This is a genomic window from Halomonas sp. NyZ770 (assembly GCF_020616575.1).
Lineage (GTDB): Bacteria > Pseudomonadota > Gammaproteobacteria > Pseudomonadales > Halomonadaceae > Vreelandella > Vreelandella hamiltonii.
Genome location: NZ_CP085143.1, coordinates 3,433,908 through 3,457,178 on the forward strand (window position 1 = coordinate 3,433,908; position 23,271 = coordinate 3,457,178).

The window sequence follows — 23,271 nt, forward strand, 5'->3', positions numbered from 1 at the left end:
CGCCCCTTAGAAGAAAAACGTGTGGGCCATGAAGGCAATGATCGGCAGCGTAATGGCCGTACGCAGCAGGAACACCACGGCCAGTTCCCAGAACTTGATGGGAATCTTCGACTTGAGCAGCAGCGCACCGATCTCGGACATATAGACCAACTGGGTCATGGAAAGGCAGGCAATCACGAAGCGGGTCAGCTCGCTTTCGATGTTGGTAGCCAGCACCGCAGGCAGGAACATGTCCGCGAAGCCTACCAGCGTGGCAGGTGCAGCCGCCTGGGCTTCAGGAATGCGCAGCAGCTCCAGCACCGGCACCATGGGGTACGAGAGCCAGGTAAACAGCGGCGTGAACTCGGCCAGAATCAGCGCCACGGTGCCAATCGCGAATACCAGCGGCAACAGCGTCAGGAAGATGTCGATGACGTTGAGCAGCGCCAGCCGGGCCAGCGCTTTTGGCCCGGGTGCGCCCGCCGCACGGCGGGTGGCCTGCAGCAGGCTGTAACGCAGCAACCCCACGTTGTCAGTGCGCTCTTCGCTCAGCTGGCAGCCCACCGGCTCGTGGTAGTCATCGGATTTACGCGACAGCGGCGGGATACGCGACACAATCACCGCCGCGATCAACCCGGATACGACGACGGTAAAGTAGAACGGTATGAACAGGTGATTGAGATTGACGAAATTGACCACCAGCAGACTGAACGCAATCGACGCTACCGAAAAGTTGGTGGCAATGACCGAGGCTTCACGGCCGTTGTAAAAGCCCTGTTCGTACTGCTGCGAGGTGATCAGCACGCCCACCGTGCCCGAACCCATCCAGGAAGCGGTGGCATCGATGGCACTGCGACCCGGCAGGTTGAAGATGACGCGAAACGGCTTGCGCACCATGGTGCCAATAAACTCCATGAAACCAAACTCGACCAGAAACGGCAGCAGCAGCGCAGCGAAAAAGAAGAACGTCAGCAGCACCGGTGCCAGATCGTTCAGCATTACGCCGCCGGTAAAGGACGCCGTCACGAACTCAGGGCCGACCTGAAAAAAGGTCATGATGACGAAGACGGCCCCCAGAACGCGCATGGCAATCCATACGGGGCCCACATCGAACATCTCCTTGAAGTGGCCTTGCCGTGCCCAGGCGGGCTTTGCCAGCTTGACGTACAGCGTCACCATCACGGAAACGCACAGCACGCCTAGCGCAATGGCAGGCAGCGCCCCACCCAGCAGGGTCTGCAGGCCATCGGCCATCAGCCCCATGCCGATATTGACGGTCTCACCAAACTGAAAAGGGATCAGAAACAGCAGCACGCCGATCAGCGAAGGAATCAGAAACTTCAGCAGATGCACGCGGGGTATCGACGTGGACGAAGCGGATGCTTCCGGCGTCGCTTTAGAGTGTGACATACGGTTCACCTATTGGATGTGATTATTGGAGGTGGGCTGGCGGCGTCCTGAAGGGGAGCACCGCTCCCCTTCATGTGTATTGTCATCCGCGCCTTGTCAGGTCGGCGCTTGGTGCAAGGCACTTTTGCAGGCAGCGCTTACGGGCGGCGTTGCGCTGCGGGCAGTACGCAAAGCATTTCATACAGCAGCGTGGCGCCCATCAGCGCCGTGTTGCCGCTGGGGTCGTACGGCGGCGACACCTCGACCAGGTCCCCGCCCACGATGTTCAAGCCAGCGGCACCGCGCACGATTTCCAGCCCTTGAGCAGAGGTCAGCCCTCCCATTTCCACCGTGCCGGTACCGGGGGCGACCGAAGGGTCCAGACCATCGATGTCGAAACTGATGTACACCGGGGTATCGCCCATTTGCTCACGCACTTCGGCCATCAGTGGCGCCAGCGAGCGGTACCAGCACTCTTCGGCGGGCACTACGCGGAAACCCTGCTTGCGGCACCAGTCGAAATCTTCCGGGGCATAGCCGGTTCCACGCAGGCCGATTTGCACGACCTTGTCACGGGCCAGCAGCCCTTCCTCCTGGGCACGGCGGAACGGCGTGCCATGGGCAATGGGCTCACCGAACATGTGCTCGTTCACATCCGCATGGGCATCGATATGAATCAAGCCCACCGGACCGTGCTTTTTGGCCATGGCGCGTAGAATCGGCAGCGTCAGCGTGTGCTCGCCCCCCAGCGTGAGAGGAATGCAGTCGTGCTTCAGCACGTCGTCGTAGAAGGCGGTGATGATGTCGACGCTTTTCGGCAGATGAAAGGTGTTGATGGGCACGTCACCGATATCGGCGACCTGAAGCCGCTCGAAGGGAGCCGCCCCCGTGGCCATGTTGTAGGGGCGCAACATGCGCGACTCATCGCGAATCTGGCGTGGCCCCAGGCGGGTACCCGGGCGATTGGAGGTGCCGATATCCATGGGAATGCCGATGAACGCAGCGTCCAACCCTGCTGCGCTCTGTTGCATGGGCAGGCGCATCATGGTGGCAGGGCCTGCAAAGCGCGGCATGGTGTTGCCGCCCAGCGGCTGATTGAATTCCGACATCGTTCTCTCCTTGGATTTATTGTGGCCAGCCTGACGGGCCTGGCGCTTCAGCGATTTATCCAGCTCATATCGCTCATGCATCGTTTATGCACAGATCAATACACAGACCACTGCACAGACCATGCCAAGTCACCTGCGCTGATAAATAGGGAGGATTACCGCCCCATCGATGCAAAAATGAATCGCAATGCCAATGAAACGATGCAAAAATGAATCAATGAGTCATATTTGCATCGCCCTGTTCATCCAACGAGACAAAAGCGGCTGCGGTAGATAAGGAGGAACGCATGAGTGAAATCGACAGGCGCGTACTGCAAACCATCGTGGAAACCGCCAATGACCACTTCTTTATCGTCAGCGGCGACGGTCAGATTATGGATATCAGCCCCGGCGCCGAGGCGGTATACGGCGTATCACGGGAGGAGCTGCTTTCCAGCAGCGTTCAACAGCTCCAGGCCGCCGGTGTTCTGAAACCGTCCATCACCATGGAAGTCATCCGCACTCGCCAGCCCGCTCAGCTAATGCAAATCACCGGCACGGGCCGCCGCGTCATTGCCGAAGCCTACCCCGTGTTCGTCAACGGCAAGCTGGAGCGCATTGTCAGCCGCTCACGGGATTTGACCGACCTTCAGCTGCTGCAGGACGAATACGCTCTGCTGCAAAAACGTTTTAGTGAACACTTGAAGCGCAGCCAGGCCGCCCCCGATGCCGAAGAGCAAGCGCTGGATGCTGCGCTGGACCACCTTCAGGTCAGAAGCCATGTGATGCGGGAAATCGCCCTGTTGCTCAAGCGCGTGGCACCATCGGATGCCAACGTGCTGATGCTGGGGGAGTCTGGCGTGGGCAAGACGGCCTTTGCCAAGCAGCTCCACCGCTGGAGCGAGCGCCATCATGGCCCGTTCATCGAGGTCAACTGCGCAGCGATCCCGGAAAACCTGTTCGAGTCGGAAATGTTCGGCTACCAGCCCGGCGCCTTCAGCGGTGCCGCGCGGCAAGGCAAGGCCGGACTGCTGGAGCAGGCCGAAGGGGGTACGCTCTTTCTGGATGAAATTGGCGAGCTGCCGCTGCTGATGCAGACCAAACTGCTGAAAGTGATTCAGGATGGCAGCCTGACCCGGTTGGGCGACACGCGGGCTCGTCGCGTCAACTTCCGGCTGGTCGTGGCGACCAATCAGGACTTGGCCAAACGCGTCGAAACCGGCCTGTTCAGGCTGGACCTCTACTATCGTCTGAACGTCATCCCCATCACGCTGCCCCCGCTACGCGAGCGCCGCGAAGACATTCCCGTGCTGGTGGAAGCCTGCCTGACCCGGCTGAACCACCGCTATGGCCGCCAAAAAATCATCAGTAACCCGGCCTGGTCGACGCTGATGGGCAGCGACTGGCCCGGCAACGTGCGGGAGCTGGAAAACTGGCTGGAAAGAGCCTGGCTCTCAAGCCCCGGCGACCAGATCGAAGCGCCCGCGGCACCTTCGGCCTCTGAGCCACCCGACACACCGCTGCCCACTGCGTGGCTGACGTCCCCAGCAGCGTCTCTGCAACAGGACGAAAGCCTGAAGGAGTACCTGGCGCGCATCGAGCGCGAGACCTTGAGCCAACTGTGCAGCACTCTGCCCAGCACGTATGCCATCGCCAAACGTTTGGGCATCAGCCAATCCAGCGTCGTGCGCCGCCTGCAGCGTTACGGCATCAAGATCACCCCGTGACCGCCTCACGACATCAACCTGACATCCAGGCGTCATACAAACGCAACACCTTGCTCTCACTCTAGATCGTCGCCACGCATGACGGATGAGAGCCATGAACCAATCGCGCATTCGCCTGGCAGGCGTCTCCAAGCACTGGGGCGCGACCACGGCAGTCAACGACATTTCCTTCGATATTCAGCCCGGGCAGTTCGTCATTCTGCTGGGGCCGTCAGGCTGTGGAAAATCCACCACCCTGCGCATGCTGGCAGGGCTGGACGACGCCAGCAGTGGCCGCATCCATATCGGCGAACGGGACGTGACCCACCTGCCGCCCGGCGACCGTGGTCTGAGCATGGTGTTTCAGTCCTATGCGCTATTTCCGCACTTGAGCGTGGCCGACAATATCGTCTTTGGCCTGCGCAGCCGCAAGGTAGCGAAGGCAGAACGGCAGCAGCGCCTGGCCCAGGTGGCCGAGCTGGTGGACCTGACGGATTATCTGCACCGCAAACCGGCACAGCTTTCCGGCGGTCAGCGCCAGCGGGTGGCGTTGGCGCGCGCCATCATTTCCGAACACCCCATCTGTTTGATGGACGAGCCGCTGTCCAACCTGGATGCGCGGCTGCGCAGCGATATGCGCAGGGAGATCAAAGCCCTGCAATCACGACTCGATATGACGGTGGTTTACGTCACTCACGACCAGGTAGAGGCCATGAGCATGGGAGACCGTGTGATCTTGATGCAACAAGGACATATCGTGCAGGACGGCACACCCGACGAGCTTTACAACCAGCCCGCCAGCGCCTTCGCGGCCAGCTTCATCGGCAGCCCGGCCATGAACCTGCTGCCGCTGGTGGCCGGGGCACAGGGAGCGGTGATCGAAGGCGAACCCACCACCCCCGTTGCCCCGTTGCCCGCGGCAGGCGGCCAGTTGGGCATTCGCCCCGAGGATATCGAACTGCGCGGGGCCTCGGCGGCTGGCCTGCCCGGCCAGGTGGAAAGCGAAGAGTATCTGGGCGCCGACACCATTGCCCATGTGAGCGTCGGGCAGCACACCCTGCGTGTGCGGCTGGGCGGCAAACACCGCCTGACGGGCCAGCCCTGCCGACTGTTCTGGTCGGCAGACAAGGCCCACCTGTTCGACCCCTCCGGCACACGCCGGGACGACCTGTCGGCGCTGGAACTCACGCCGTATCGCACCATTCCGCGCCCGCCGACGGTGGGCTCTTTTCAGCACTGAGTTTGCTCACCACCCCACAACCCTTGCGACATCACCCACTCTTCGAGGAGTCAGCCATGCGAGTTTCTCATCCCTTGATGTCCGGCGCCCTGCTTGCCAGCGCACTGGGCGCCGCTCAGGTTCAGGCGGATACCATCGATTTGACGATGTACTACCCGGTGTCGGTGGGGGGCGCACTGACCGACGTGATCGATGGCCTGGTGGCTGAATTCGAAAGCGAATATCCGGACATCAACGTGGAAGCCATCTACGCAGGCAACTACGACGACACCCGCGTGCGCGCCATGTCCGCCATGGAAGCAGGGGATGCGCCTCAGCTCTCGGTGCTGTTCTCCATCGACCTGTACGAGCTGATCGAGCAGAACGCCATCGTGGCCTTTGATGACCTCATCGACACCGAGGAAGAGCAAGCGTGGCTGGATGGCTTCTACCCCGGCCTGATGGAGAACGGTCAGTTGGATGGCAAGACCTACGGCATTCCCTTCCAGCGCTCCACCATCGTGCTGTTCTGGAACAAGGACGCCTTTGCAGCCGCTGGCCTGGACCCGGAAACGCCGCCGGAAAACTGGGAAGAGATGGCCGAGATGGCCGCCGCCGTACGCGAAGCCTCGAACGGTGAGCAGTGGGGCGTGATGGTGCCATCCACCGGCTACCCCTACTGGATGTTCCAGGCCTTTGCCTTCCAGAACGGCCATCGCCTGATGAACGACGATGGCACCGAGGTCTATTTTGACGACCCGGCCGCCATCGAAGCCCTCGAATACTGGGTGTCGCTGGCCACCGAGCATGACGCCATGCCCAGTGGCACCATCGAGTGGGGTACCCTGCGCCAGAACTTCCTCGAGCAGTCCACCGCCATGATGTGGCACACCACGGGTAACCTGACCGCGGTACGCAACGAGGCCAATTTCGAGTTTGGCGTCGCCATGCTGCCCATGAAGACCCAGCGCGGCAGCCCCACCGGTGGCGGCAACTTCTACATCTTCGAAGATGCCAGTGAAGAGGAGCAGCGCGCAGCGATGACCTTCATCCGCTGGATGACCGCCCCCGAGCGTGCCGCCGCCTGGTCCATCGAAACCGGCTACATGGGCGTCAGCCCCGCCGCCTATGACACCGAGGCATTGCAGCATTACGTGGAAGAATTCGCCCCTGCCGCCGTGGCACGGGACCAGCTCGAACACGGCACTGCCGAACTCTCTACCTACCAGGGTGGCCGCGTGCGCCGTGCCCTGGATAACGCCGTGCAAGCCGCACTGACAGGGCAAATGAGCCCTGCCGACGCGCTGAGCCAGGCCCAGCGTGAGGCCGATGCGGCGCTGCGCCGCTATGCCCGGTAAGTGCCGATAGGCGGACGTTTCCATGCTCGCCGGGGTTCGCCCCGGCTTTTTCTCATCACGGCGGCCCCATGAATCTGAACGCCCATCGAACGATGCAGCTTTACGGCGCCCTGCTGCTTCTGCCCGCGGCGCTGCTGCTCACTGCGTTTGCCTACTTGCCCACGGTCACCACCGTGATCAACAGCCTTTTTCTGCCCGGCTTTCGCGGCGAGCCCGCCGCCTTCGTCGGGCTCGACAACTATCGCGTGCTGATGGACGACCCGACGTTCTGGAAAGTCGCCCGCAACAACCTGCTGTACGCGCTGGGCACGGTTCCCACTTCCATGGCGCTGGCACTGGGCATGGCGCTGCTGGTCAATGCCCGCCTACCTGGGCGCGGGCTGGTTCGCATGGCCTATTTCACGCCCACCATTCTGCCCATGATCGCCGCCGCCAATATCTGGATGTTTTTCTACGCCCCGCAGATAGGGCTATTCAACAAGCTGCTCGGCGCCCTGGGGTTTGCCGGGGTGAACTGGCTGGGCGACCCCGGCGTGGCGCTGGGGTCGGTCATCGTCATGTCGGTGTGGAAAGAAGCGGGCTTTTTCATGATCTTCTACCTGGCCGCGCTACAGGCCATCCCCCCGGAGCTCAAGGAAGCCGCTGACCTGGAGGGCACGAGCCGCTGGAGCTTCTTTTGGCGAGTGACGTTTCCCCTGCTGATGCCCACCACGCTGTTCGTACTGATCAACGCGCTGATCAATGCGGTGCGGGTGGTCGACCACCTGTTCATTCTGACCAAGGGCGGGCCCAATAACGCCACCAACCTGCTGCTTTATTACGTCTACGAGAACGCCTTTTCGTTCTTCGACCGCACCATGGCGGCCACCATCACCGTGGTCATTCTGCTGGTGTTGGCGGTGGTGGCCACGCTGAAGTTCACGATTCTGGACCGCAGGACGCACTACCAATGAGCACCTCCTCTCTTCCGGTGACGCCACGGCGCACCCTGGCGCTGCCCCGCCTGGAAACCCTGGCGGCCTGGCTGCTGGCCGTGATCTGGATCTTTCCGCTGCTTTACGCGGTGTGGGCCGCGATTCACCCGCCCGCCTACATGGTACGTTTCGACCTGCTGGCGCCTTTGACGCTGGACAACTTCACGAACGCCTGGGCCCAGGCCCCCTTTGCACGTTACTACCTGAACACCTTCGCGCTGGTGACCGGCGTGGTACTGGCCCAGTTCGTGGTCTGCACGCTGGCCGCCTTTGCCTTTGCCCGCTTTCCGATCCCCGGCAAGAACCTGCTGTTCATGCTGGTACTGATTCAGCTGTTCGTGTTTCCCGAAGTGTTGATCGTCGAAAACTACCGTATCGCCAGCGAGCTGGGGCTGATCAATACCATCACCGGCATTGGCCTGCCCTACGTGGCCAGCGCCTTCGGCATTTTCCTGCTGCGTCAGACCTTCAAGACCATCCCCCGAGAGCTGGAGGACGCCGCCCGTATCGAGGGCTGTGGCTGGCTGGAAATTCTGTGGAAGGTCTACGTGCCGCTGGCCAAGCCCACCTATCTGGCCTACGGGCTGGTGTCGATCAGCCACCACTGGAACAACTTCCTGTGGCCGCTGGTGGTGACCAACTCCGTGGAGAGCCGCCCGTTGACGGTGGGATTGGGCGTGTTCTCCGCGCCAGAAACCGGCGTCAACTGGGCCACCGTCAGCGCTGCCACGCTGCTGAGTATTGCGCCGCTGCTGGTGGCTTTTCTGCTGTTCCAGCGCCAGTTCGTGCAGTCGTTTTTACGGGCGGGGATTCGCTAACCCAACTCACTCGGGTTTTCGTGCGACAATTCGCCTTCACGCACACGACAAGGAGAGCAGCGATGCACGGCGACCCGGCAGCCCTCAAGGTACTGCAAGAAGTCTTTGGCTTTGAGCGCTTTCGTGGCCCCCAGCAGGCCATCATCGAGCACGTGACGGGCGGCGGAGACGCGCTGGTGCTGATGCCCACCGGCGGCGGCAAATCGCTGTGCTATCAGATCCCGGCGCTGCTGCGCGCCGGCACCGCCATCGTGGTCTCGCCGCTCATCGCGCTGATGCAGGACCAGGTGGCCGCGCTAATCCAGAACGGGGTGCGCGCCGCCTACCTCAACTCCAGCCTCGAGATGCATGAGGCGATGGAGGTGGAGAACCGCCTGCGCGCAGGCGAGCTGGACCTGCTCTACATCGCGCCCGAGCGGCTGGCCACGGCGCGCATGCAGATGCTGCTGGAGCAGACGCGTATCGCGCTGTTCGCCATTGACGAGGCCCACTGCGTTTCCCAGTGGGGGCACGATTTCCGCCCCGAGTATCGCCAGCTCTCCCACCTGCACCAGCGTTTTCCCGACGTGCCGCGCATCGCGCTCACCGCCACCGCCGACGTGCCCACCCGGCACGACATCATGGAGCACCTGCAGCTTCAAGAAGCCGCGCTCTACAACAACGGTTTCGACCGCCCCAATATTCGCTACCACATCGCAGAAAATCAGGGCAATGCCAAAGAGCAGCTGCTGAGTTTCATACGCGAGCACCACGACGGCGAAGCAGGCATCGTCTACTGCCTCTCTCGGCGCAAGGTGGAAGAAACCGCCGCCTGGCTGGCGCGCCAGGGACTCACCGCGCTGCCCTACCATGCCGGGCTGCCCGCCGAGCAGCGCCAGCAGCATCAAACCCGTTTTCTGCGCGAAGATGGCGTGGTGATCGTCGCCACCATTGCCTTCGGCATGGGCATCGACAAACCCGACGTGCGCTTCGTGGCGCACCTCAATCTGCCCAAAAGCATCGAAGCCTACTACCAGGAGACCGGCCGCGCCGGACGCGATGGGCTGCCCGCCGATGCCTGGATGGCCTACGGCCTTCAGGACGTGATCACCCTGCGCCAGATGCAGCAGGACTCCAGTGCCGCCGACCAGCAGAAGCGCATCGAACAACAGAAGCTCGATGCCATGCTGGGGCTCTGCGAGATCATCAGCTGCCGCCGTCAGGCGCTGCTCCACTACTTTGGCGATTCGCTAGACGAACCCTGCGGCAACTGCGATAACTGCCTCACCCCGCCTGACACCTGGGAGGCCACCGTGGCCGCGCAGAAGGCGCTGTCGTGTGTCTACCGCACCGAACAGCGCTTTGGCGTCACTTATCTGGTGGAGGTGCTGCTCGGCAAGCGCAACGAGCGTATCAGCCGCTTTGGCCACGACAGCCTGAGCACCTTCGGCATCGGCCAGGAGCTCACCGCCAGCGAGTGGAAAGCGCTGTTTCGTCAGCTGATCGCCAGCGGCTATCTGAGCGTGGACATGGAGGGCCATGGCGCGATCAAGCTCACCGCCAACGCCAGGCCCATACTGCGCGGCGAGCAAAGTCTCACCCTGCGCAAACCCAGCAAGCCTGCGCGGCGCGGAGCCAAAGGGGCATCCGCCGCCAAGGGCCATGGCGTACTGTGGGAAGCGCTGCGCCAGCATCGCAAAGCGCTAGCCGATGCCCAGGGCGTACCCGCCTACGTGATCTTCAACGACGCCACCCTGGCCGAGCTGGTAGCGCAAAAACCGCAAACGCTGCAGGCGCTGGGCGCCATCTCGGGCATCGGCGCGCGCAAGCTGGCCGATTACGGCGAAGGATTTCTGGCGGTGGTACTGGCGCACCCCAATGAGCCCGAAGCGCCTACCGACATCGGCAATAGCGCCATGGAATCCGCCACGCTGCTGCGCCAGGGGCTAACCCCCGAACAAGTCGCCGAGCAGCGCGGGCTGGCCGCCAACACGGTCTACCGCCATTTGAGCGATGCCATTCAAGGCGGCGAACTGGCCCTGGAAGAGGTGGTCAACCTGGACCCGGCGACCCTGGCCCAGATTCACGCCGCCTTCGAGCAGTTTCCAGGCCAGGGGCTGAAAGTGGTGTTCGAGGCGCTGGAGGGGCGTGTGGATTATCCGATACTGCATTGCGTACGGGCTTCCATGGCTGCCCGACGTTAGTCGCCACCAATTGAGCGCTTTTTTTATAAAACCGCTCAATTGGTGTACTCTCTATACAAGAGAGGAGACGCGATATGGCCATTCAGCACAACACCGCTACCAAGCGCCGCGACATGGGAGCTGCTGCCATGCGCACGTATCCCAACATATCCCGCCACTGGGGCCTGAAAGAGAGCGAAGCCGCCTTGTTACTCGGCGTGCCCGACTCGACTTACCGACGCTGGAAGCAAGCCCCCGAGCAAGCCCGCCTGGATGCCAACCATCTTGAGCGCATGTCGCTGATTCTGGGCATCTACAAGGCGCTGCATATCCTGCTCCCCAACCAGGAGGCCGCCGATAGCTGGCTAAAACGAGCCAACAGCAATCCCCTGTTTGCTGGCCACACGCCCATGGAGCGCCTGTTGAGTGGTCACGTTTCCGACCTCTATGTCGTTCGCCAGCACCTGGATGCCGCACGTGGAGGGGGCCATGTATGAACTTCCCGCTCAGCAACGTCACATGGCGGCCAAGCTATCGCGTTATCCCTTCACGTTTCCCACCGATCGACCTGTTCGAAGGCGTCAACAGCCACACGGACGACTGGGATTTGCTCAACGAACTGGAAGGCGAGACCTCTGCCAGGCTTCGTGAAGAGGCGGGCGCGATTCACCTAGTGCGCGACGGCGACCGCCGTTATGGGCCAGGCTGGTCTCCCGTCATGGCGGCGTTTTGCCATTTCTCTGCCTCCGGTTCGCGGTTCAGCGATGGCACCTTTGGTGCCTACTACTGCGCACTCACCGAAGCCACCGCCATTGCGGAAACCCTGTACCACGCAGAGCGCTTCATGGGAGAGTCCAACGAGCCGCCCATGATGCTGCAGCAGCGCGTCTATCTCTCCGATGTGATGGGCCAACTGATTGACTTGCGGGGCCACCGCGACGCAGCGCCCCTGCTCGCCCCAGATAGCTGGTCTGCCGGGCAAGCTCTGGGTAGAAACGCCTGGGATCAACAGGCAGATGGCATCGTGTACCCCAGCGTTCGCGACCCCGGCGGCCAGTGCGCGGCCGTGCTAAGGCCCCCGGTACTCTCCGCCACTCGGCAAGGCCGTCATCTCGGGTACGATTGGGACGGCCAGCGAATTCGCCATGTGTACGAGCTGACGCTGCTGGAATGAGCCTGCCGGAACGTTAACGCCATCCTCGCAGATGCTCGCCCTGGGCAATAGCGGCGGCGTCGAACACGCCGGTATCCAGAATCCAGGCGGTGACCAGTGAGGCCGGGGTTACATCAAACGCCGGGTTCCACACTGGTGCATCGCTGGGCGCCCACACCACCTCGCCAAACGCGCCGGCGGCACCGCGCACCTCCGCGCCATCGCGCTGCTCGATGGGAATCGCCGCGCCGGTCGCGCAGGCGGGGTCGACCGTGGTGTAGGGGGCCACCACGTAGAACGGTACCTGATGGTAGTGTGCCGCCACCGCCAGCATGTAAGTGCCCACTTTGTTCGCAAAGTCGCCGTTGGCGCAGATGCGATCCGCCCCCACCATCACCTTATCCACCTTGCCCGCCGCCATCAGGCTGGCCGCCATGCTGTCGGTGATCAGCTGGTAGGGAATGCCTAAATCGGCCATTTCCCAGGCGGTCAAACGGCCGCCCTGGAGCAGCGGACGGGTTTCATCCACGTAGACCTGCAGCGCCACGCCGCGCTGTTTGGCGATGGCCAGCGCGCCGATCGCGGTGCCTACGCCCGCCGTGGCCAGCGCGCCGGTGTTGCAGTGGGTCAGCACCCGGTCGCCGGAGGCCAACAGGTCAGCGCCCCGCTCGGCCATGCGCTGACACAGCGCGCGGTCCTCTTCGAACAGCGCTTGGGCACGCTCGGCCAGGGCGTGCGCGCCTTGGGCAAAGCAGGCTTCCATGGCGTCCAGGCAGTACATCAGGTTCACCGCCGTGGGGCGCGTCGCCCGCAAGCGATCACTCACCCACTGCCACTCACTTTGCGGATGGCGAGCCGCATACTGGGCCAGTACGAACGCCGCGCTCAAGCCAATCAACGGCGCCCCGCGAATGGCAAGATGCTTGACGGCGTGCTGCCACGCCTCGGGAGAGTCGCAGCGCACCCACTCTTCGGCCTGGGGGAGCCGGGTCTGGTCCAGGTATTCGAGGGCGTCGGCATGCACTCGTAAACTGCGTGACTGTAACGTAACCATGAAGGGCTCCTTGAGGTCTTGAACCGGTGAACTCGGCGCGCGGCTTATCAGGCGCGAAGCTTATCATATAGAATGATGCCCATTGGATGAGACGATGCAGGCCTTATGACTACCTTACACACCGAACTGCTGGACGCCATTGGCTGGGCAGCGCAGCAAGGCTGGACCCCCGCCACCGGCGGCAATTTTTCCGCGCGTACCGAGGCTGGTTACTGGGTCACGGCGTCCGGGCGGGATAAAACCCGCATCCAGGCCGATGACCTGCTGCTCTGCGACCTGGAAGGCCGCGTGCTGGAAGGTAGCGGCAAACCCAGCGCCGAAAGCGACCTGCACGCCGCGCTGTACCGGCTAGACCCGAACATTCACTGCGTTCTGCACACCCACACCGTGGCCAGCACCGTGCTGTCGCGACGCTTTCCCGACGGCATCGAACTGAGCGGTTTCGAGATGCAAAAGGCGTTGGCGGGTAACGCGACGCATGATGCAACGATTCGCCTGCCGGTGGTGCCCAACTCCCAGGACATGGAGGAGCTGGCCAGGCACGTTCGCCAGGGCTGGCCAATGCCCTGGGGCTTTCTCGTGGCGGGACACGGCATCTATGCCGTGGGCGACAGCATTGCCAGCTGCCGCCGCCACCTGGAAGCCATCGAATTCTTACTTGCCTGTGTACTGGAAGAGAGCCGGTGGTCCCAATGAGTCAATCAACCATTCGCGCTATCGTGACCGATATCGAAGGCACCACCACCGATATCAATTTCGTTCATAAAGTGCTGTTCCCTTACGCCTACGCCAAGCTGCCTGATTTTCTGCGCGAGAACGCAGCCACGCCTGCCGTGGCCGAGCAAATCGACGCCGTGCGCAGCGACATGCAGGCCCCTGAGGCCACGCTGGAAGCGGTGATTGCGACGCTGCTGCACTGGATCGATACCGACCAGAAAGTGACGCCGCTGAAAGCCCTGCAGGGCATGGTATGGGCCGACGGCTACCAGCGTGGCGACTTCACCGGCCACTTATACGCCGATGTGGCTCCGGCGCTGCGCCAGTGGCAGGCGGAGGGCAAGGCGCTGTACGTGTACTCGTCAGGCTCGGTGCAGGCGCAGAAGCTGCTGTTTGGCTACAGTGACGAGGGAGATTTGACCCCGCTGTTCAGCGGCTACTTCGACACCCATGTTGGCCATAAGCGCGAAGCCGCCTCGTATCAGCGTATCCTCGACACCCTTGACCTGCCGCCCGCAACGGTGCTGTTCTTGTCAGATGTCGTCGAAGAGCTGGATGCCGCTGAACAGGCGGGCATGCAAACCCGGCAGCTGGTACGTGAAGGCACCCAGCCGGGTACACACCACACCTGCGTCGCACGCTTCGACGAGATTGCCGTCTAGCGGCAACGGTTGACCATTGCTTATTTCAGGAGTCATTGATGTCACAACTGAAAGTCTTTGCCGATCAAAACCCTAACGATGCGCTTCTGGATACCACGGACGGCGCGCAAATCGCCGCCGAACTGAACCGCGTGGGCGTTCTGTTCGAACGCTGGGCAGCGCCGGGCGAGATTGCCGACGATGCCACCCAGGAAGAGATCCTGGCGCTCTATCAGGAAGATATCGACCGGGTCAAAGCCAAGGGTGGCTACCAGACCGTCGACGTGCTGCACATGGTGCCCACCCACCCGGACAAGGAAGCGATGCGCCAGAAGTTCCTGAACGAGCACCGCCACCATGAAGACGAAGTTCGCTTCTTCGTCAAAGGCCAGGGGCTGTTCTGCCTGCACATCGACGACAAGGTCTACCAAGTGCTCTGCACCCGCAACGACCTGATCAGCGTGCCCGCCAACACCCCGCACTGGTTCGACATGGGCCCCGAGCCGGCATTCACCGCGCTGCGCTTCTTCGACAACGTGGAAGGCTGGGTCCCCCACTGGACCGAAAGCGACATCGCCGGAAAATTCGATCGTTTAGATCAGCTTTGAGCGATGAAGGGTGAAGGGTGAAGGGTGAAGGATAAACCGTAGCGCGGCGTAAGCGGAGCGCACCCGCGAAGCACCGCACATCGGTGCCGAAGGTGCCACCGAGAGTTGATCGTTCATTCTGGCCTATCCAGGCGGCTACCGCCGCCCCCGCGGGTGCCTCATTTGCTCGTGCCGAGCAAGATTCGTTACGCCGCGCTACAAGGCTTCTCAAAACTCAAGCAGAGCACCCGTAGCGCGGCGTAAGCGAAGCGCACCCGCGAAGCACCACACAGCGGTGCCGAAGGTGCCACCGAGCGTTGATCCTCCACAGCAGCCCCACCCAGGCGGCTGCCGCCGCCCTCGCGGGTGCCTCATTTGCTCGTGCCGAGCAAGATTCGTTACGCCGCGCTACGGCGTTTCTCCAAGCTCAAGATGGGCACCCGTAGCGCGGCGTAAGCGAAGCGCACCCGCGAAGCACCGCACAGCGGTGCCGAAGATGCCACTGAATCAATGGAAAGACGCTTACAACACCGTTTTCTGATTGAACGTTTTGGCGAGTTCCGTCAGCGCGTCGAGGTCTCGGTAGGCTTGCGGTTCCATGATCAGCGTTTGGCCCATCAGCACGTTGCGTGCTTCCAACTCAGCTCGCAAGGCGGTGTCTTCGATCTCTTCGAAATCGGCGTTGTGGGCCAGCGACAGTACGCGGCGATGCATTTCGATGCCGCAGTAGGCCAGCGCATCTTCACGAATCTCATCCAGCAGGGCATCGCAGGCGTCGTCGGCGCTGTTGCCCTGCTCTTCGAATAGCGACCTGGGGAACAGAATACCGGTCCGCTCGGTTTGCCAGAGGTGACGAAACTCCTCATCGAAGCGGGTAAAGCAGTCGCTGATCACCGAGAGAATCCAGGCTTGATACGCTTCCAGCTCGTCTGCCTGGCGGTGGGCTGGCTGGCTGAAGTAGGCCATGAAGAAATTGGCCACGGCCATGCCCAGGTCGAACGCCAGGGGGCCATACTGGGAAAACTCGGGGTCGATGACCCGCACGCTGGTGTCGGTGGCCATGATGGAGCCGGAGTGCAAATCACCGTGCAGCATGGTTTCGGTGTTGGCGGTGAACTTCATCAACAGCCGCTGCACTTTGGCTTTCAAAGGCGCGTTGCGGCGTAGTGCGTCCACCACGGGCGAGAGCTCGGGCGTGTGGCGGTTCATCTCGGCGCCGTAGTAGGGGTCGGTGAACACCAGTGATTCGGTAATCGCGGGGATCGCGACATTGCCCGAGAACAGGCCCACATCGGCTTTTTTCTCTGGGCTCGCCATGGAAAGCTCCGAGCCGCGAAACGCCGTGCGGGCGCAGAATTCACCGATGGCCTCCCCTAGCCGAGCCACCCGCTCGCCGCTGATCAGCTTGCGCCGCAAAATCACGTGCGGGTGAAGATACTCCATCACGATCAGCGCCTGGGGCTTGTCGAAATGGTACACCTCTGGGGCCACGCCAGGCGCACGCGTAGCTTGGCGTACCAGCGCGTAGTATTCGAAATGGGCGCGATAGAGCGGCAGCGGCCAGCTCTCGCCGACCATGCGCACGTAGGGCAGCGCCTGCTTGACCACCACGCTACCGGTACTGCCGGTGACGATGAATACCAGATTGAGGTTGCCATCGCCCACTTCACGGATCTGCCACTGTGCCGGGTCGCCGCCCACGCGGCGGGCGACCGCTTCTACTCCCCCCAGCCGCTGGCCAAGGGTGTCCACTGCCAACGCCTGATAGCTTTGCTCGTCTGCCACGTTCAATCCCTCACCTGAAATGGTTGTGTGTTTGTCATACCGCGCGGTGGTTGTCAAATTCATGGCGGCTTCTTGCCATGACCGACTGTCCAGCCAGGAAAATGTTAAACAATGCAACGTCTCTGGATAACTCTTGTAGCAGATTTATAGTAATACCTGACCAACCCAATCAGGTATTCCTCCCACAGGTACTCCATCATGAAAAACAACGGCCCTGTTACCCAAGTGGAACACCCTCTACGCGATGATGATGTGCTGATTTCCAAAACCGACCGAAGCAGCCACATCGCCTATGCCAACCATCGCTTTGTCGAGATCAGTGGCTTCGACTATGAGGAGCTGGTGGGTTCGCCTCACAACATGGTGCGCCACCCTGACATGCCTGCCCCGGTGTTTGCCGATATGTGGAGCGACCTCAAGGCGGGCCAGTACTGGACCGGGCTGGTCAAGAACCGGCGCAAGAACGGTGACCACTACTGGGTGCGTGCCAACGTGGTGCCCATCCGTGAAAACAATCAAATCACCGGATTCGTGTCCATTCGGGTAAAACCGGAACAGGCAGAAGTGGCCGAGGCGGAGCGTATTTATCAGGACATTCGTGAGCAGCAGGGCCGCTACACGGTCAAGCACGGTGAGATCATGGCGCGTAACCCGCTGAAGCGCTTGGCAAGTGCCGCCTGGTGGGCGCCGCGACTGGCCAGCATTTCCGGCGTACTGATGACGCTGTTCACCACTGGGCTACTGATGGCGGGATGCGCCTGGTGGCTAAAGGGCCACGTGACCACCTCGGTGACCCTGCCGCTGGTGATGATGGTGCTGGCCAGCGGGCTGCTGCTGAGCGCGCTGCAGTGGCGCCAGGCGCGCCGGTTGCGCCGCTTCTTGCACAAGGCCAACGACTTTGCACTGCAAATCGCGGCAGGCGACCTGAACGCTCAGGTCCCTACCGTGGGCAACAAAGCCATGGACAACACCCTGGCCACCATGAATTTCATGCGTCGCTCGCTGGATGCATTGATTGGCGACCTGGACCAGCGGATTGCCCAGGTCATGCCCTCGGTGGAGGAGTTATCTCGGCATAACCAGGCCATGGGCCATCGAGTGGATCAACAAGCCTCTGCGGTGCAGCAAACGGCTGCCAGCGCCGAGCAGATCGCGTCTACCGTGCGGCAAAGTTCGGAGAATGCCCAACTGGCCAGCCAGGCGTCGGTGGGTAACGTGGGCGAAGTGGACAAGGCCGTGGCCATCATGCAGGAACTGGATGATGCCATGGAGGGCATTACCAGCACGTCCCAGGACATGGCAGGCATCGTCAAGACCATCGACCATATTGCCTTCCAGACCAATATTCTGGCCCTGAACGCCTCCGTCGAAGCTGCCAGGGCCGGTGAACATGGCCGAGGCTTTGCGGTAGTGGCCGAAGAAGTACGCCGCCTGGCCCGCCAATCAGCCGAGGCAGCCCATCAGGTACAGACACTGATCGAAACGGCCCGCCAGCGCATCGAGGCAGGCCAGCACAAGGCAGGCTCCGCCGGGGATGCCATGAGCCGCATTCGTCAGGCGAGCCACAACGTCAACGACCTGATGGAGGAGATCCGCGCCGCCGCCCGCGAACAGAGCGAGGGCATTGCTCAGATCAGCCAGGCCATCGCCCAGATCGACCAGGGCACCCAGGAGAGCGCGACCAGCATGGATGCCTACATCAGTGCCGTCGACCTCCTCTCCAGAGAAGTGGCTCACTTGTCCCACAGCGCCCACGCGTTCATGCCCATCGGCGAACGCCAGCATCCGGTGACGATGCGGCAAGGCGCACAGCCACGCCAGGATAACGTGCTGGCACTGCCGTCGCGCAAGCCCGTACACAGCCCACTCGCCAGCGCGGCGTCGTTCTAGACGGTCAGCTTTCTGCCAGGGGCGTCATGCAGACGCGATTACGCCCCTGGCGCTTGGCCTCGTAAAGCGCCTGATCGGCGGTCGTGAAGAGTATGGCGTCTTCCTGCCCCAAGGTCGGCTGCATGGCAGCCACCCCAATACTGACCGTCACCACGGAGGAAGCACCGCACCCGCCATGGGCAATGGCCAGCGCTTCGACACTCTCGCGAATACGCTCTGCGGTTTGATGCGCCGTATGAGGTTCGGTGCGAGGCATCAGAATCACGAACTCCTCACCGCCATAGCGCACCACCAGATCGTCGGATCGGCTGTTGGCTTGTAACGCGGCGGCCACCTGACGAAGGCAAAGGTCTCCTTGAAGGTGGCCGTAATAGTCGTTGTAGGCTTTGAAGTGGTCGATATCGATCACCATGATGGCCAAATGACTCTGCTCCAACCGAGCCACCTGCCAATGCGCGGGAAAAAAGGTGTCGAACTGGCGGCGGTTGGCAATGTCCGTCAGTGGGTCGGTCACCGAGAGCCGCGTCAACTGGTGATTGGCACTCTGCATATGGCCTGCCTGAATTTTTTCACGCATCAGCAGCAGAAAGGAGGTTCGTTCGCTGTACTCCAGGCGGTAGTTGGCCATCAACGTAAACACCGCCTTGACCAGAATAGCGAACATAGCCAAACGTTTGGCCTCGATTGGCATAGGCTCGTAATAAAATACGAAGACACTCATGACCCCGATACTGATCACCGTGGACATCAAGGCATAAGGAAAACGCAACGAAAAAACGATGTTTCCAGCCACCAGGATCAGACCAAACGAAAAGACATCCAGATAAGAGTGCGGCGAGCTGGAAATGTAGAAAATGGTGCTGGAGCCGATCATGGCCATCACGACCAGTCCTGCCATCAGCGTTTCACGCAGCCATGGCGGCACCCCACGGTAGACCCACCAGAAAATCGCCAGCGCCATGGGTAGCAAGATGACGCCGCGAATCATCACGGAGGCCAGAAACGCTTCGGGTCGAAAGCTGTAGTCGTTGATCAGGAACAGGACATAAAGAAGAGCGGTGATCAGGCCCATGATCACCAGATGGCGTTGGCGTGTCTGGTGCGTTTCCTGTTCGAAGAGCGCCTCTAACTCCTGCCTGAACCGTAAGCGGCAGCGTGGTCTGAGCTCATGCTCGATGGCGTTCAGCAACCTATCACTCTTCATTGTCCTTGCTCCTGCGCTGCCCAAGGGCAATCGTTGCCATTTCGGTTAGGCGTTCGTTTCATACACTTGTCGAGCCTTCAATTTAGTTTGCCACCTCTTGACGGCGTCGTCGCCTGCCGAACACGTTGGCGAATCCAACGCGTAGAGGTTCCCCCCGCTGGTCAAGGGCGCTAAAATGCCGCCCCTTATCTTCTCGCCATGTTCTTTTTGGGGCCTCTGCTCAAGGTGATCGCCCCTCAGCTCTCTTCCTCGAGGCCCATTATGTCCACACCCAAGGTCGGTTTTGTTTCGCTAGGCTGCCCTAAGGCACTGGTCGATTCCGAGCGCATCCTGACGCAGCTTCGTACCGATGGTTACGAGATCGTACCCACCTACGACGATGCCGATGTGGTGGTCGTCAATACCTGCGGTTTCATCGACAGCGCCAAGGCCGAGTCCCTGGACGCCATTGGCGAAGCCATTGCCGAAAACGGCAAGGTGATCGTGACTGGCTGCATGGGGGTGGATGAGTCCGTGATTCGCGACGTGCATCCCAACGTTCTGGCGGTGACGGGCCCACAGCAGTACGAGCAGGTGGTGAACGCCGTGCATAGCGCGGTGCCCTTCGTCAGCGAGTACGACCACCGCATCGACCTGGTGCCCGCCCAGGGCATCAAGCTGACGCCGCGCCACTATGCCTACCTGAAGATTTCCGAAGGCTGCAACCATACCTGCAGCTTCTGCATCATTCCCTCCATGCGGGGCAAGCTGGTCAGCCGCCCCGTGGGTGAGGTACTGCGCGAAGCCGAAGCCCTGGCGCGGGCCGGAGTGAAAGAGCTGCTGGTGATCTCCCAGGACACCAGCGCCTATGGCGTCGATGTGCGCTACGTGGAGAACGAGTGGCACGGGCGCCAGGTCAAAACGCGCCTGACCGAACTGTGCGATGCGCTGTCCGAGCTGGGCATTCGCGTGCGCCTGCACTACGTCTACCCTTACCCTCACGTGGATGAGCTGATTCCGCTGATGGCCGAGGGCAAGATCCTGCCGTACCTGGATATTCCTTTCCAGCACGCCAGCCCCAAGGTGCTCAAGGCGATGAAACGCCCCGCCTTCGAAGACCGTACCCTGGAGCGCATCAAACGCTGGCGCGAGCAGTGCCCCGAACTGACCATCCGCTCGACCTTCATCGTCGGCTTCCCCGGTGAAACCGAAGAAGATTTCCAGTACCTGCTGGACTGGCTGAGCGAAGCGCAGCTGGATCGGGTGGGCTGCTTCCAGTACTCCCCGGTAGAGGGTGCCCCCGCCAATGAGCTGGGCCTGGCGCAGGTACCCGATGACGTGAAGCAGGACCGTTGGGAGCGCTTCATGGCCCACCAGCAGGAGATCTCGGCAGCTCGCCTGCAGGCCAAGATCGGCCGTGAGATCGAAGTGCTGGTCGATGAAGTGGACGACGAAGGCGCCATTGGCCGCAGCGAAGCCGACGCCCCGGAAATTGATGGCATGGTCTATCTGGAAAGCCGCCATGCGCTGCGCGCCGGCGACCTGGTCAGAGCACGCGTCACCCATGCCGACGAGTACGACCTGTGGGCCGAGGTGATCGATACCCCCCAGCCGCTGAACTTTGTCAATAACATCGTCAACGCGGGCTGATGCTATCCCAGTAGGGCGGGCTCCCAATGACCTGCTCCAGATGGGTCATGAACACCGAGACCTTTGACGAGCGAAGACGGTTGTCTGGATAAATCGCATAGATATTGTCCAGATGACCGTCGTCGGAGGCTTCCCACTGCGTCAGCAAAGGCACCAGCGTTTGCTGACGCAGTGGCTCAAACAGCAGCCACGAGGGAAACATCACCACGCCCTGCCCGGCGATGGCCGCTTCCACCAGGCTTTCGGCATTGTTGGCCACCAGATTTCCCGCCAAAACATGGCGCACCGCACGCGCCTCTTCAAACGCCCGAAAATGCCATGACTGCGTCCCTTTGCTGCCTTTGTAAAGCAGGCAGTTATGCTGCCCGAGCGCATGGGGTGTCGTTGGCACGCCCTTCTCCGCCAGATAGCTCGGCGCAGCACACACGATGAAACGCTGGCGAGCAATGCCACGAGCCACCAGGCTGGAGTCAGCCAAGGCTCCCACGCGAATGACCACATCGGCCCCCTCCTGCACGGGATCGATGAAGCGATCTTCCAGCGTCAAATCGACTTCGATTTCAGGGTAGCGCTGCTGAAACCGGGCCAAATGGGGGGCGATATGGCGCCGACCGAACGCCACGGGCGCATTGATTCGAAGCACCCCGCGAGGGTGCCGAGCCCCTCCCATGACTTCCTCGGTGGCAAGCTCCAGTCGCGCCAGCGCCTCGTGCACTTCATGGAAGTAACGTTCCCCTGCCTCCGTCAGCTTGACGGCTCGCGTATGGCGATAAAGCAAACGCTGGCCCAGCGCTTGCTCCAGACTGGCGATATGCCGCGACGCCGAGGACGTCGGCAACCCATAGTAGCGTGCAGCCTCTGAAAAACTGCCGCTGGTAGCCACGCGAACAAACAGCCGCAGTGCCAGCAGGCGAATCGAGTTGTCCAAAATGCAATAGTCCTTTGCCCGTTTAACGCATTGTAGCAACAAGCGTGTCTCTTTAGAGTGCGGCCTCTTTCTGAATCGGGGAACGACACATGCAACACGCGTTGATACTGCTCGGCGTATTGATCGCCGGGATGGGGTTATCGGTGGAGGCAGGGCTGCTAGGGCCTCTGGGGAACAGGTGGGGTACTTTTCTGCCACGCTCTCCATCTTCCTGGTAGGTGCCCTGTTACTGTCGCTTGCGCTGCTATTCGCGCCCAAACGCCAGCTGGGTGCGCTGTTTCAGCAGCCTCGCTGGCTATTGACGGGCGGCTTGCTGGGGCCGATCTACGTCATTGTGTTGACCCTCGCCACGCCGCTGGTGGGTGTGGGCATGACCATGGTGGGTATCTTGTGCGGCCAGGTCGCGGCCAGTCTGGCCATTGACCACTTTGGCTGGCTGGGTAGCGAACGGCGTCGCGTCGATGGCTATCGCCTGGCGGCACTGGCCATGATTCTTGCTGCCCTTTGGTTGATGTAACAGGAGACCCACCATGCTATTACCCATTGTCTTTGCCCTGCTTCTGGCGGGCGGTGCAGTCCTGGCCGCCCAATCCTCCATCAATGGCCGTCTGGGCGCTCATACTGGCGTCATGGAGAGTGCTTGGCTGACGTTCGCCGTGGGTGCCGTGCTGACCTTTTTGCTGGTGCTCTTTTTCGAGCCCCCTCAGGAAGCAACGCTCATGAGCGTGCCCAAGTGGCAACTGACCGGGGCGCTCTTCGGGGTGGTCTACATGCTGGCCATCGTCTTTGCAGTACCGCGTGTCGGGACGGCTGCTGCCACGGTATCGGTGATTTCGGGCCAGCTGCTGATGAGCCTGCTGATTGACCACTTTGGCTGGCTCGATAACGCTCAGCGTGAACTGGATGGCTCACGCTACCTGGCCATGGCACTGTTGCTCGTGGCGATCGTCCTGATCTACCTGAGCCACCGGCAGCAGCAACGCGACTGAC

The 23,271-nt window shown here is 61.6% G+C and carries 21 protein-coding genes; 15 read left to right on the plus strand and 6 right to left on the minus strand.

The window, feature by feature from the left end:
* Positions 1-6: 6 nt before the first annotated feature.
* The gene (locus LG409_RS15855; RefSeq protein WP_227407101.1) at positions 7-1,389 is read right to left on the minus strand and encodes a YjiH family protein; all 1,383 of its coding nucleotides are present in this window, start codon (positions 1,387-1,389) and stop codon (positions 7-9) included.
* Between the two features lie 137 nt (positions 1,390-1,526).
* Positions 1,527-2,477: an agmatinase gene (gene speB, locus LG409_RS15860; RefSeq protein WP_227407102.1), complete on the minus strand. Its 951-nt coding sequence runs from the start codon at positions 2,475-2,477 to the stop codon at positions 1,527-1,529.
* A gap of 287 nt (positions 2,478-2,764) precedes the next feature.
* Here speB and LG409_RS15865 point away from each other — a divergent pair, with 287 nt between their 5' ends.
* The 8 genes from LG409_RS15865 (at position 2,765) to LG409_RS15900 (ending at position 11,867) form a co-directional block, all read left to right on the plus strand.
* The gene (locus LG409_RS15865) at positions 2,765-4,183 is read left to right on the plus strand and encodes a sigma-54 interaction domain-containing protein (protein WP_227407103.1); all 1,419 of its coding nucleotides are present in this window, start codon (positions 2,765-2,767) and stop codon (positions 4,181-4,183) included.
* Between the two features lie 94 nt (positions 4,184-4,277).
* Positions 4,278-5,402: an ABC transporter ATP-binding protein gene (locus LG409_RS15870; protein WP_227407104.1), complete on the plus strand. Its 1,125-nt coding sequence runs from the start codon at positions 4,278-4,280 to the stop codon at positions 5,400-5,402.
* A 77-nt stretch (positions 5,403-5,479) separates the two neighbouring features.
* On the plus strand, positions 5,480-6,739 hold the full coding sequence (locus tag LG409_RS15875; protein ID WP_446719103.1) for an ABC transporter substrate-binding protein: 1,260 nt from the start codon (positions 5,480-5,482) through the stop codon (positions 6,737-6,739).
* A gap of 68 nt (positions 6,740-6,807) precedes the next feature.
* Positions 6,808-7,692: a carbohydrate ABC transporter permease gene (locus LG409_RS15880; RefSeq protein WP_096922054.1), complete on the plus strand. Its 885-nt coding sequence runs from the start codon at positions 6,808-6,810 to the stop codon at positions 7,690-7,692.
* A complete protein-coding gene (locus LG409_RS15885) occupies positions 7,689-8,531 on the plus strand; it encodes a carbohydrate ABC transporter permease (protein ID WP_227407106.1) in 843 nt (280 codons plus the stop codon). The genes LG409_RS15880 and LG409_RS15885 overlap by 4 nt, the downstream gene beginning before the upstream one ends.
* Positions 8,532-8,593: 62 nt before the next feature.
* Positions 8,594-10,714, plus strand: coding sequence for a DNA helicase RecQ (gene recQ / locus LG409_RS15890; RefSeq protein WP_227407107.1), 2,121 nt, complete (start codon positions 8,594-8,596; stop codon positions 10,712-10,714).
* Between the two features lie 74 nt (positions 10,715-10,788).
* Complete coding sequence (locus LG409_RS15895) at positions 10,789-11,190, plus strand: MbcA/ParS/Xre antitoxin family protein (RefSeq protein ID WP_144980646.1); 402 nt, start codon at positions 10,789-10,791, stop codon at positions 11,188-11,190.
* Positions 11,187-11,867 carry an RES family NAD+ phosphorylase gene (locus tag LG409_RS15900; protein WP_188640496.1) on the plus strand — a complete coding sequence of 227 codons (681 nt, stop codon included), beginning with the start codon at positions 11,187-11,189 and terminating at the stop codon, positions 11,865-11,867. The genes LG409_RS15895 and LG409_RS15900 overlap by 4 nt, the downstream gene beginning before the upstream one ends.
* Positions 11,868-11,880: 13 nt before the next feature.
* On the opposite strand, the gene mtnA is transcribed toward LG409_RS15900, so the two are convergent.
* The gene (mtnA, locus tag LG409_RS15905) at positions 11,881-12,900 is read right to left on the minus strand and encodes an S-methyl-5-thioribose-1-phosphate isomerase (protein ID WP_144980649.1); all 1,020 of its coding nucleotides are present in this window, start codon (positions 12,898-12,900) and stop codon (positions 11,881-11,883) included.
* A gap of 105 nt (positions 12,901-13,005) precedes the next feature.
* Between mtnA and mtnB the strand changes: the two genes are divergently transcribed.
* From mtnB to LG409_RS15920, 3 genes are read left to right on the plus strand one after another with little or no spacing between them, the layout of a single operon-like run.
* Positions 13,006-13,596, plus strand: a complete 591-nt coding sequence (mtnB, locus tag LG409_RS15910; RefSeq protein ID WP_096922048.1) for a methylthioribulose 1-phosphate dehydratase — start codon at positions 13,006-13,008, stop codon at positions 13,594-13,596.
* Positions 13,593-14,279 (plus strand): acireductone synthase, encoded by a 687-nt coding sequence (gene mtnC, locus LG409_RS15915; protein WP_096922047.1) that lies wholly within the window; start codon positions 13,593-13,595, stop codon positions 14,277-14,279. The genes mtnB and mtnC overlap by 4 nt, the downstream gene beginning before the upstream one ends.
* Before the next feature lie 38 nt (positions 14,280-14,317).
* The gene (locus LG409_RS15920; RefSeq protein ID WP_193461432.1) at positions 14,318-14,866 is read left to right on the plus strand and encodes a 1,2-dihydroxy-3-keto-5-methylthiopentene dioxygenase; all 549 of its coding nucleotides are present in this window, start codon (positions 14,318-14,320) and stop codon (positions 14,864-14,866) included.
* A gap of 501 nt (positions 14,867-15,367) precedes the next feature.
* Here the strand turns inward: LG409_RS15920 and mtnK are convergent.
* Positions 15,368-16,630, minus strand: coding sequence for an S-methyl-5-thioribose kinase (gene mtnK, locus LG409_RS15925; RefSeq protein WP_193461433.1), 1,263 nt, complete (start codon positions 16,628-16,630; stop codon positions 15,368-15,370).
* 198 nt (positions 16,631-16,828) lie between these two features.
* Here mtnK and LG409_RS15930 point away from each other — a divergent pair, with 198 nt between their 5' ends.
* The gene (locus LG409_RS15930; RefSeq protein ID WP_096922046.1) at positions 16,829-18,520 is read left to right on the plus strand and encodes a methyl-accepting chemotaxis protein; all 1,692 of its coding nucleotides are present in this window, start codon (positions 16,829-16,831) and stop codon (positions 18,518-18,520) included.
* 4 nt (positions 18,521-18,524) lie between these two features.
* Here the strand turns inward: LG409_RS15930 and LG409_RS15935 are convergent, their stop codons facing one another.
* Positions 18,525-19,724, minus strand: a complete 1,200-nt coding sequence (locus tag LG409_RS15935) for a GGDEF domain-containing protein (RefSeq protein WP_227407108.1) — start codon at positions 19,722-19,724, stop codon at positions 18,525-18,527.
* 261 nt (positions 19,725-19,985) lie between these two features.
* Here LG409_RS15935 and rimO point away from each other — a divergent pair, with 261 nt between their 5' ends.
* On the plus strand, positions 19,986-21,353 hold the full coding sequence (gene rimO, locus LG409_RS15940) for a 30S ribosomal protein S12 methylthiotransferase RimO (RefSeq protein ID WP_039175167.1): 1,368 nt from the start codon (positions 19,986-19,988) through the stop codon (positions 21,351-21,353).
* Here the strand turns inward: rimO and LG409_RS15945 are convergent.
* Positions 21,340-22,281 (minus strand): LysR family transcriptional regulator, encoded by a 942-nt coding sequence (locus LG409_RS15945; protein WP_144980667.1) that lies wholly within the window; start codon positions 22,279-22,281, stop codon positions 21,340-21,342. The two genes, rimO and LG409_RS15945, sit on opposite strands and share 14 nt — an antisense overlap.
* Before the next feature lie 178 nt (positions 22,282-22,459).
* Between LG409_RS15945 and LG409_RS15950 the strand changes: the two genes are divergently transcribed.
* Together LG409_RS15950 and LG409_RS15955 are read left to right on the plus strand one after the other, a co-directional pair.
* Positions 22,460-22,798 (plus strand): DMT family transporter, encoded by a 339-nt coding sequence (locus LG409_RS15950; protein WP_227407109.1) that lies wholly within the window; start codon positions 22,460-22,462, stop codon positions 22,796-22,798.
* A gap of 13 nt (positions 22,799-22,811) precedes the next feature.
* On the plus strand, positions 22,812-23,270 hold the full coding sequence (locus LG409_RS15955) for a DMT family transporter (protein ID WP_039175164.1): 459 nt from the start codon (positions 22,812-22,814) through the stop codon (positions 23,268-23,270).
* The last annotated feature ends 1 nt before the right edge of the window (position 23,271 follow it).

Bases quoted from the DNA above. Each gene is read 5' to 3' on its own strand.
- LG409_RS15855 (WP_227407101.1), bottom strand. From the start codon at position 1,389: ATGTCACACTCTAAAGCGACGCCGGAAGCATCCGCTTCGTCCACGTCG.
- speB (WP_227407102.1), bottom strand. From the start codon at position 2,477: ATGTCGGAATTCAATCAGCCGCTGGGCGGCAACACCATGCCGCGCTTT.
- LG409_RS15865 (WP_227407103.1), top strand. From the start codon at position 2,765: ATGAGTGAAATCGACAGGCGCGTACTGCAAACCATCGTGGAAACCGCC.
- LG409_RS15870 (WP_227407104.1), top strand. From the start codon at position 4,278: ATGAACCAATCGCGCATTCGCCTGGCAGGCGTCTCCAAGCACTGGGGC.
- LG409_RS15875 (WP_446719103.1), top strand. From the start codon at position 5,480: ATGTCCGGCGCCCTGCTTGCCAGCGCACTGGGCGCCGCTCAGGTTCAG.
- LG409_RS15880 (WP_096922054.1), top strand. From the start codon at position 6,808: ATGAATCTGAACGCCCATCGAACGATGCAGCTTTACGGCGCCCTGCTG.
- LG409_RS15885 (WP_227407106.1), top strand. From the start codon at position 7,689: ATGAGCACCTCCTCTCTTCCGGTGACGCCACGGCGCACCCTGGCGCTG.
- recQ (WP_227407107.1), top strand. From the start codon at position 8,594: ATGCACGGCGACCCGGCAGCCCTCAAGGTACTGCAAGAAGTCTTTGGC.
- LG409_RS15895 (WP_144980646.1), top strand. From the start codon at position 10,789: ATGGCCATTCAGCACAACACCGCTACCAAGCGCCGCGACATGGGAGCT.
- LG409_RS15900 (WP_188640496.1), top strand. From the start codon at position 11,187: ATGAACTTCCCGCTCAGCAACGTCACATGGCGGCCAAGCTATCGCGTT.
- mtnA (WP_144980649.1), bottom strand. From the start codon at position 12,900: ATGGTTACGTTACAGTCACGCAGTTTACGAGTGCATGCCGACGCCCTC.
- mtnB (WP_096922048.1), top strand. From the start codon at position 13,006: ATGACTACCTTACACACCGAACTGCTGGACGCCATTGGCTGGGCAGCG.
- mtnC (WP_096922047.1), top strand. From the start codon at position 13,593: ATGAGTCAATCAACCATTCGCGCTATCGTGACCGATATCGAAGGCACC.
- LG409_RS15920 (WP_193461432.1), top strand. From the start codon at position 14,318: ATGTCACAACTGAAAGTCTTTGCCGATCAAAACCCTAACGATGCGCTT.
- LG409_RS15930 (WP_096922046.1), top strand. From the start codon at position 16,829: ATGAAAAACAACGGCCCTGTTACCCAAGTGGAACACCCTCTACGCGAT.
- LG409_RS15935 (WP_227407108.1), bottom strand. From the start codon at position 19,724: ATGAAGAGTGATAGGTTGCTGAACGCCATCGAGCATGAGCTCAGACCA.
- rimO (WP_039175167.1), top strand. From the start codon at position 19,986: ATGTCCACACCCAAGGTCGGTTTTGTTTCGCTAGGCTGCCCTAAGGCA.
- LG409_RS15955 (WP_039175164.1), top strand. From the start codon at position 22,812: ATGCTATTACCCATTGTCTTTGCCCTGCTTCTGGCGGGCGGTGCAGTC.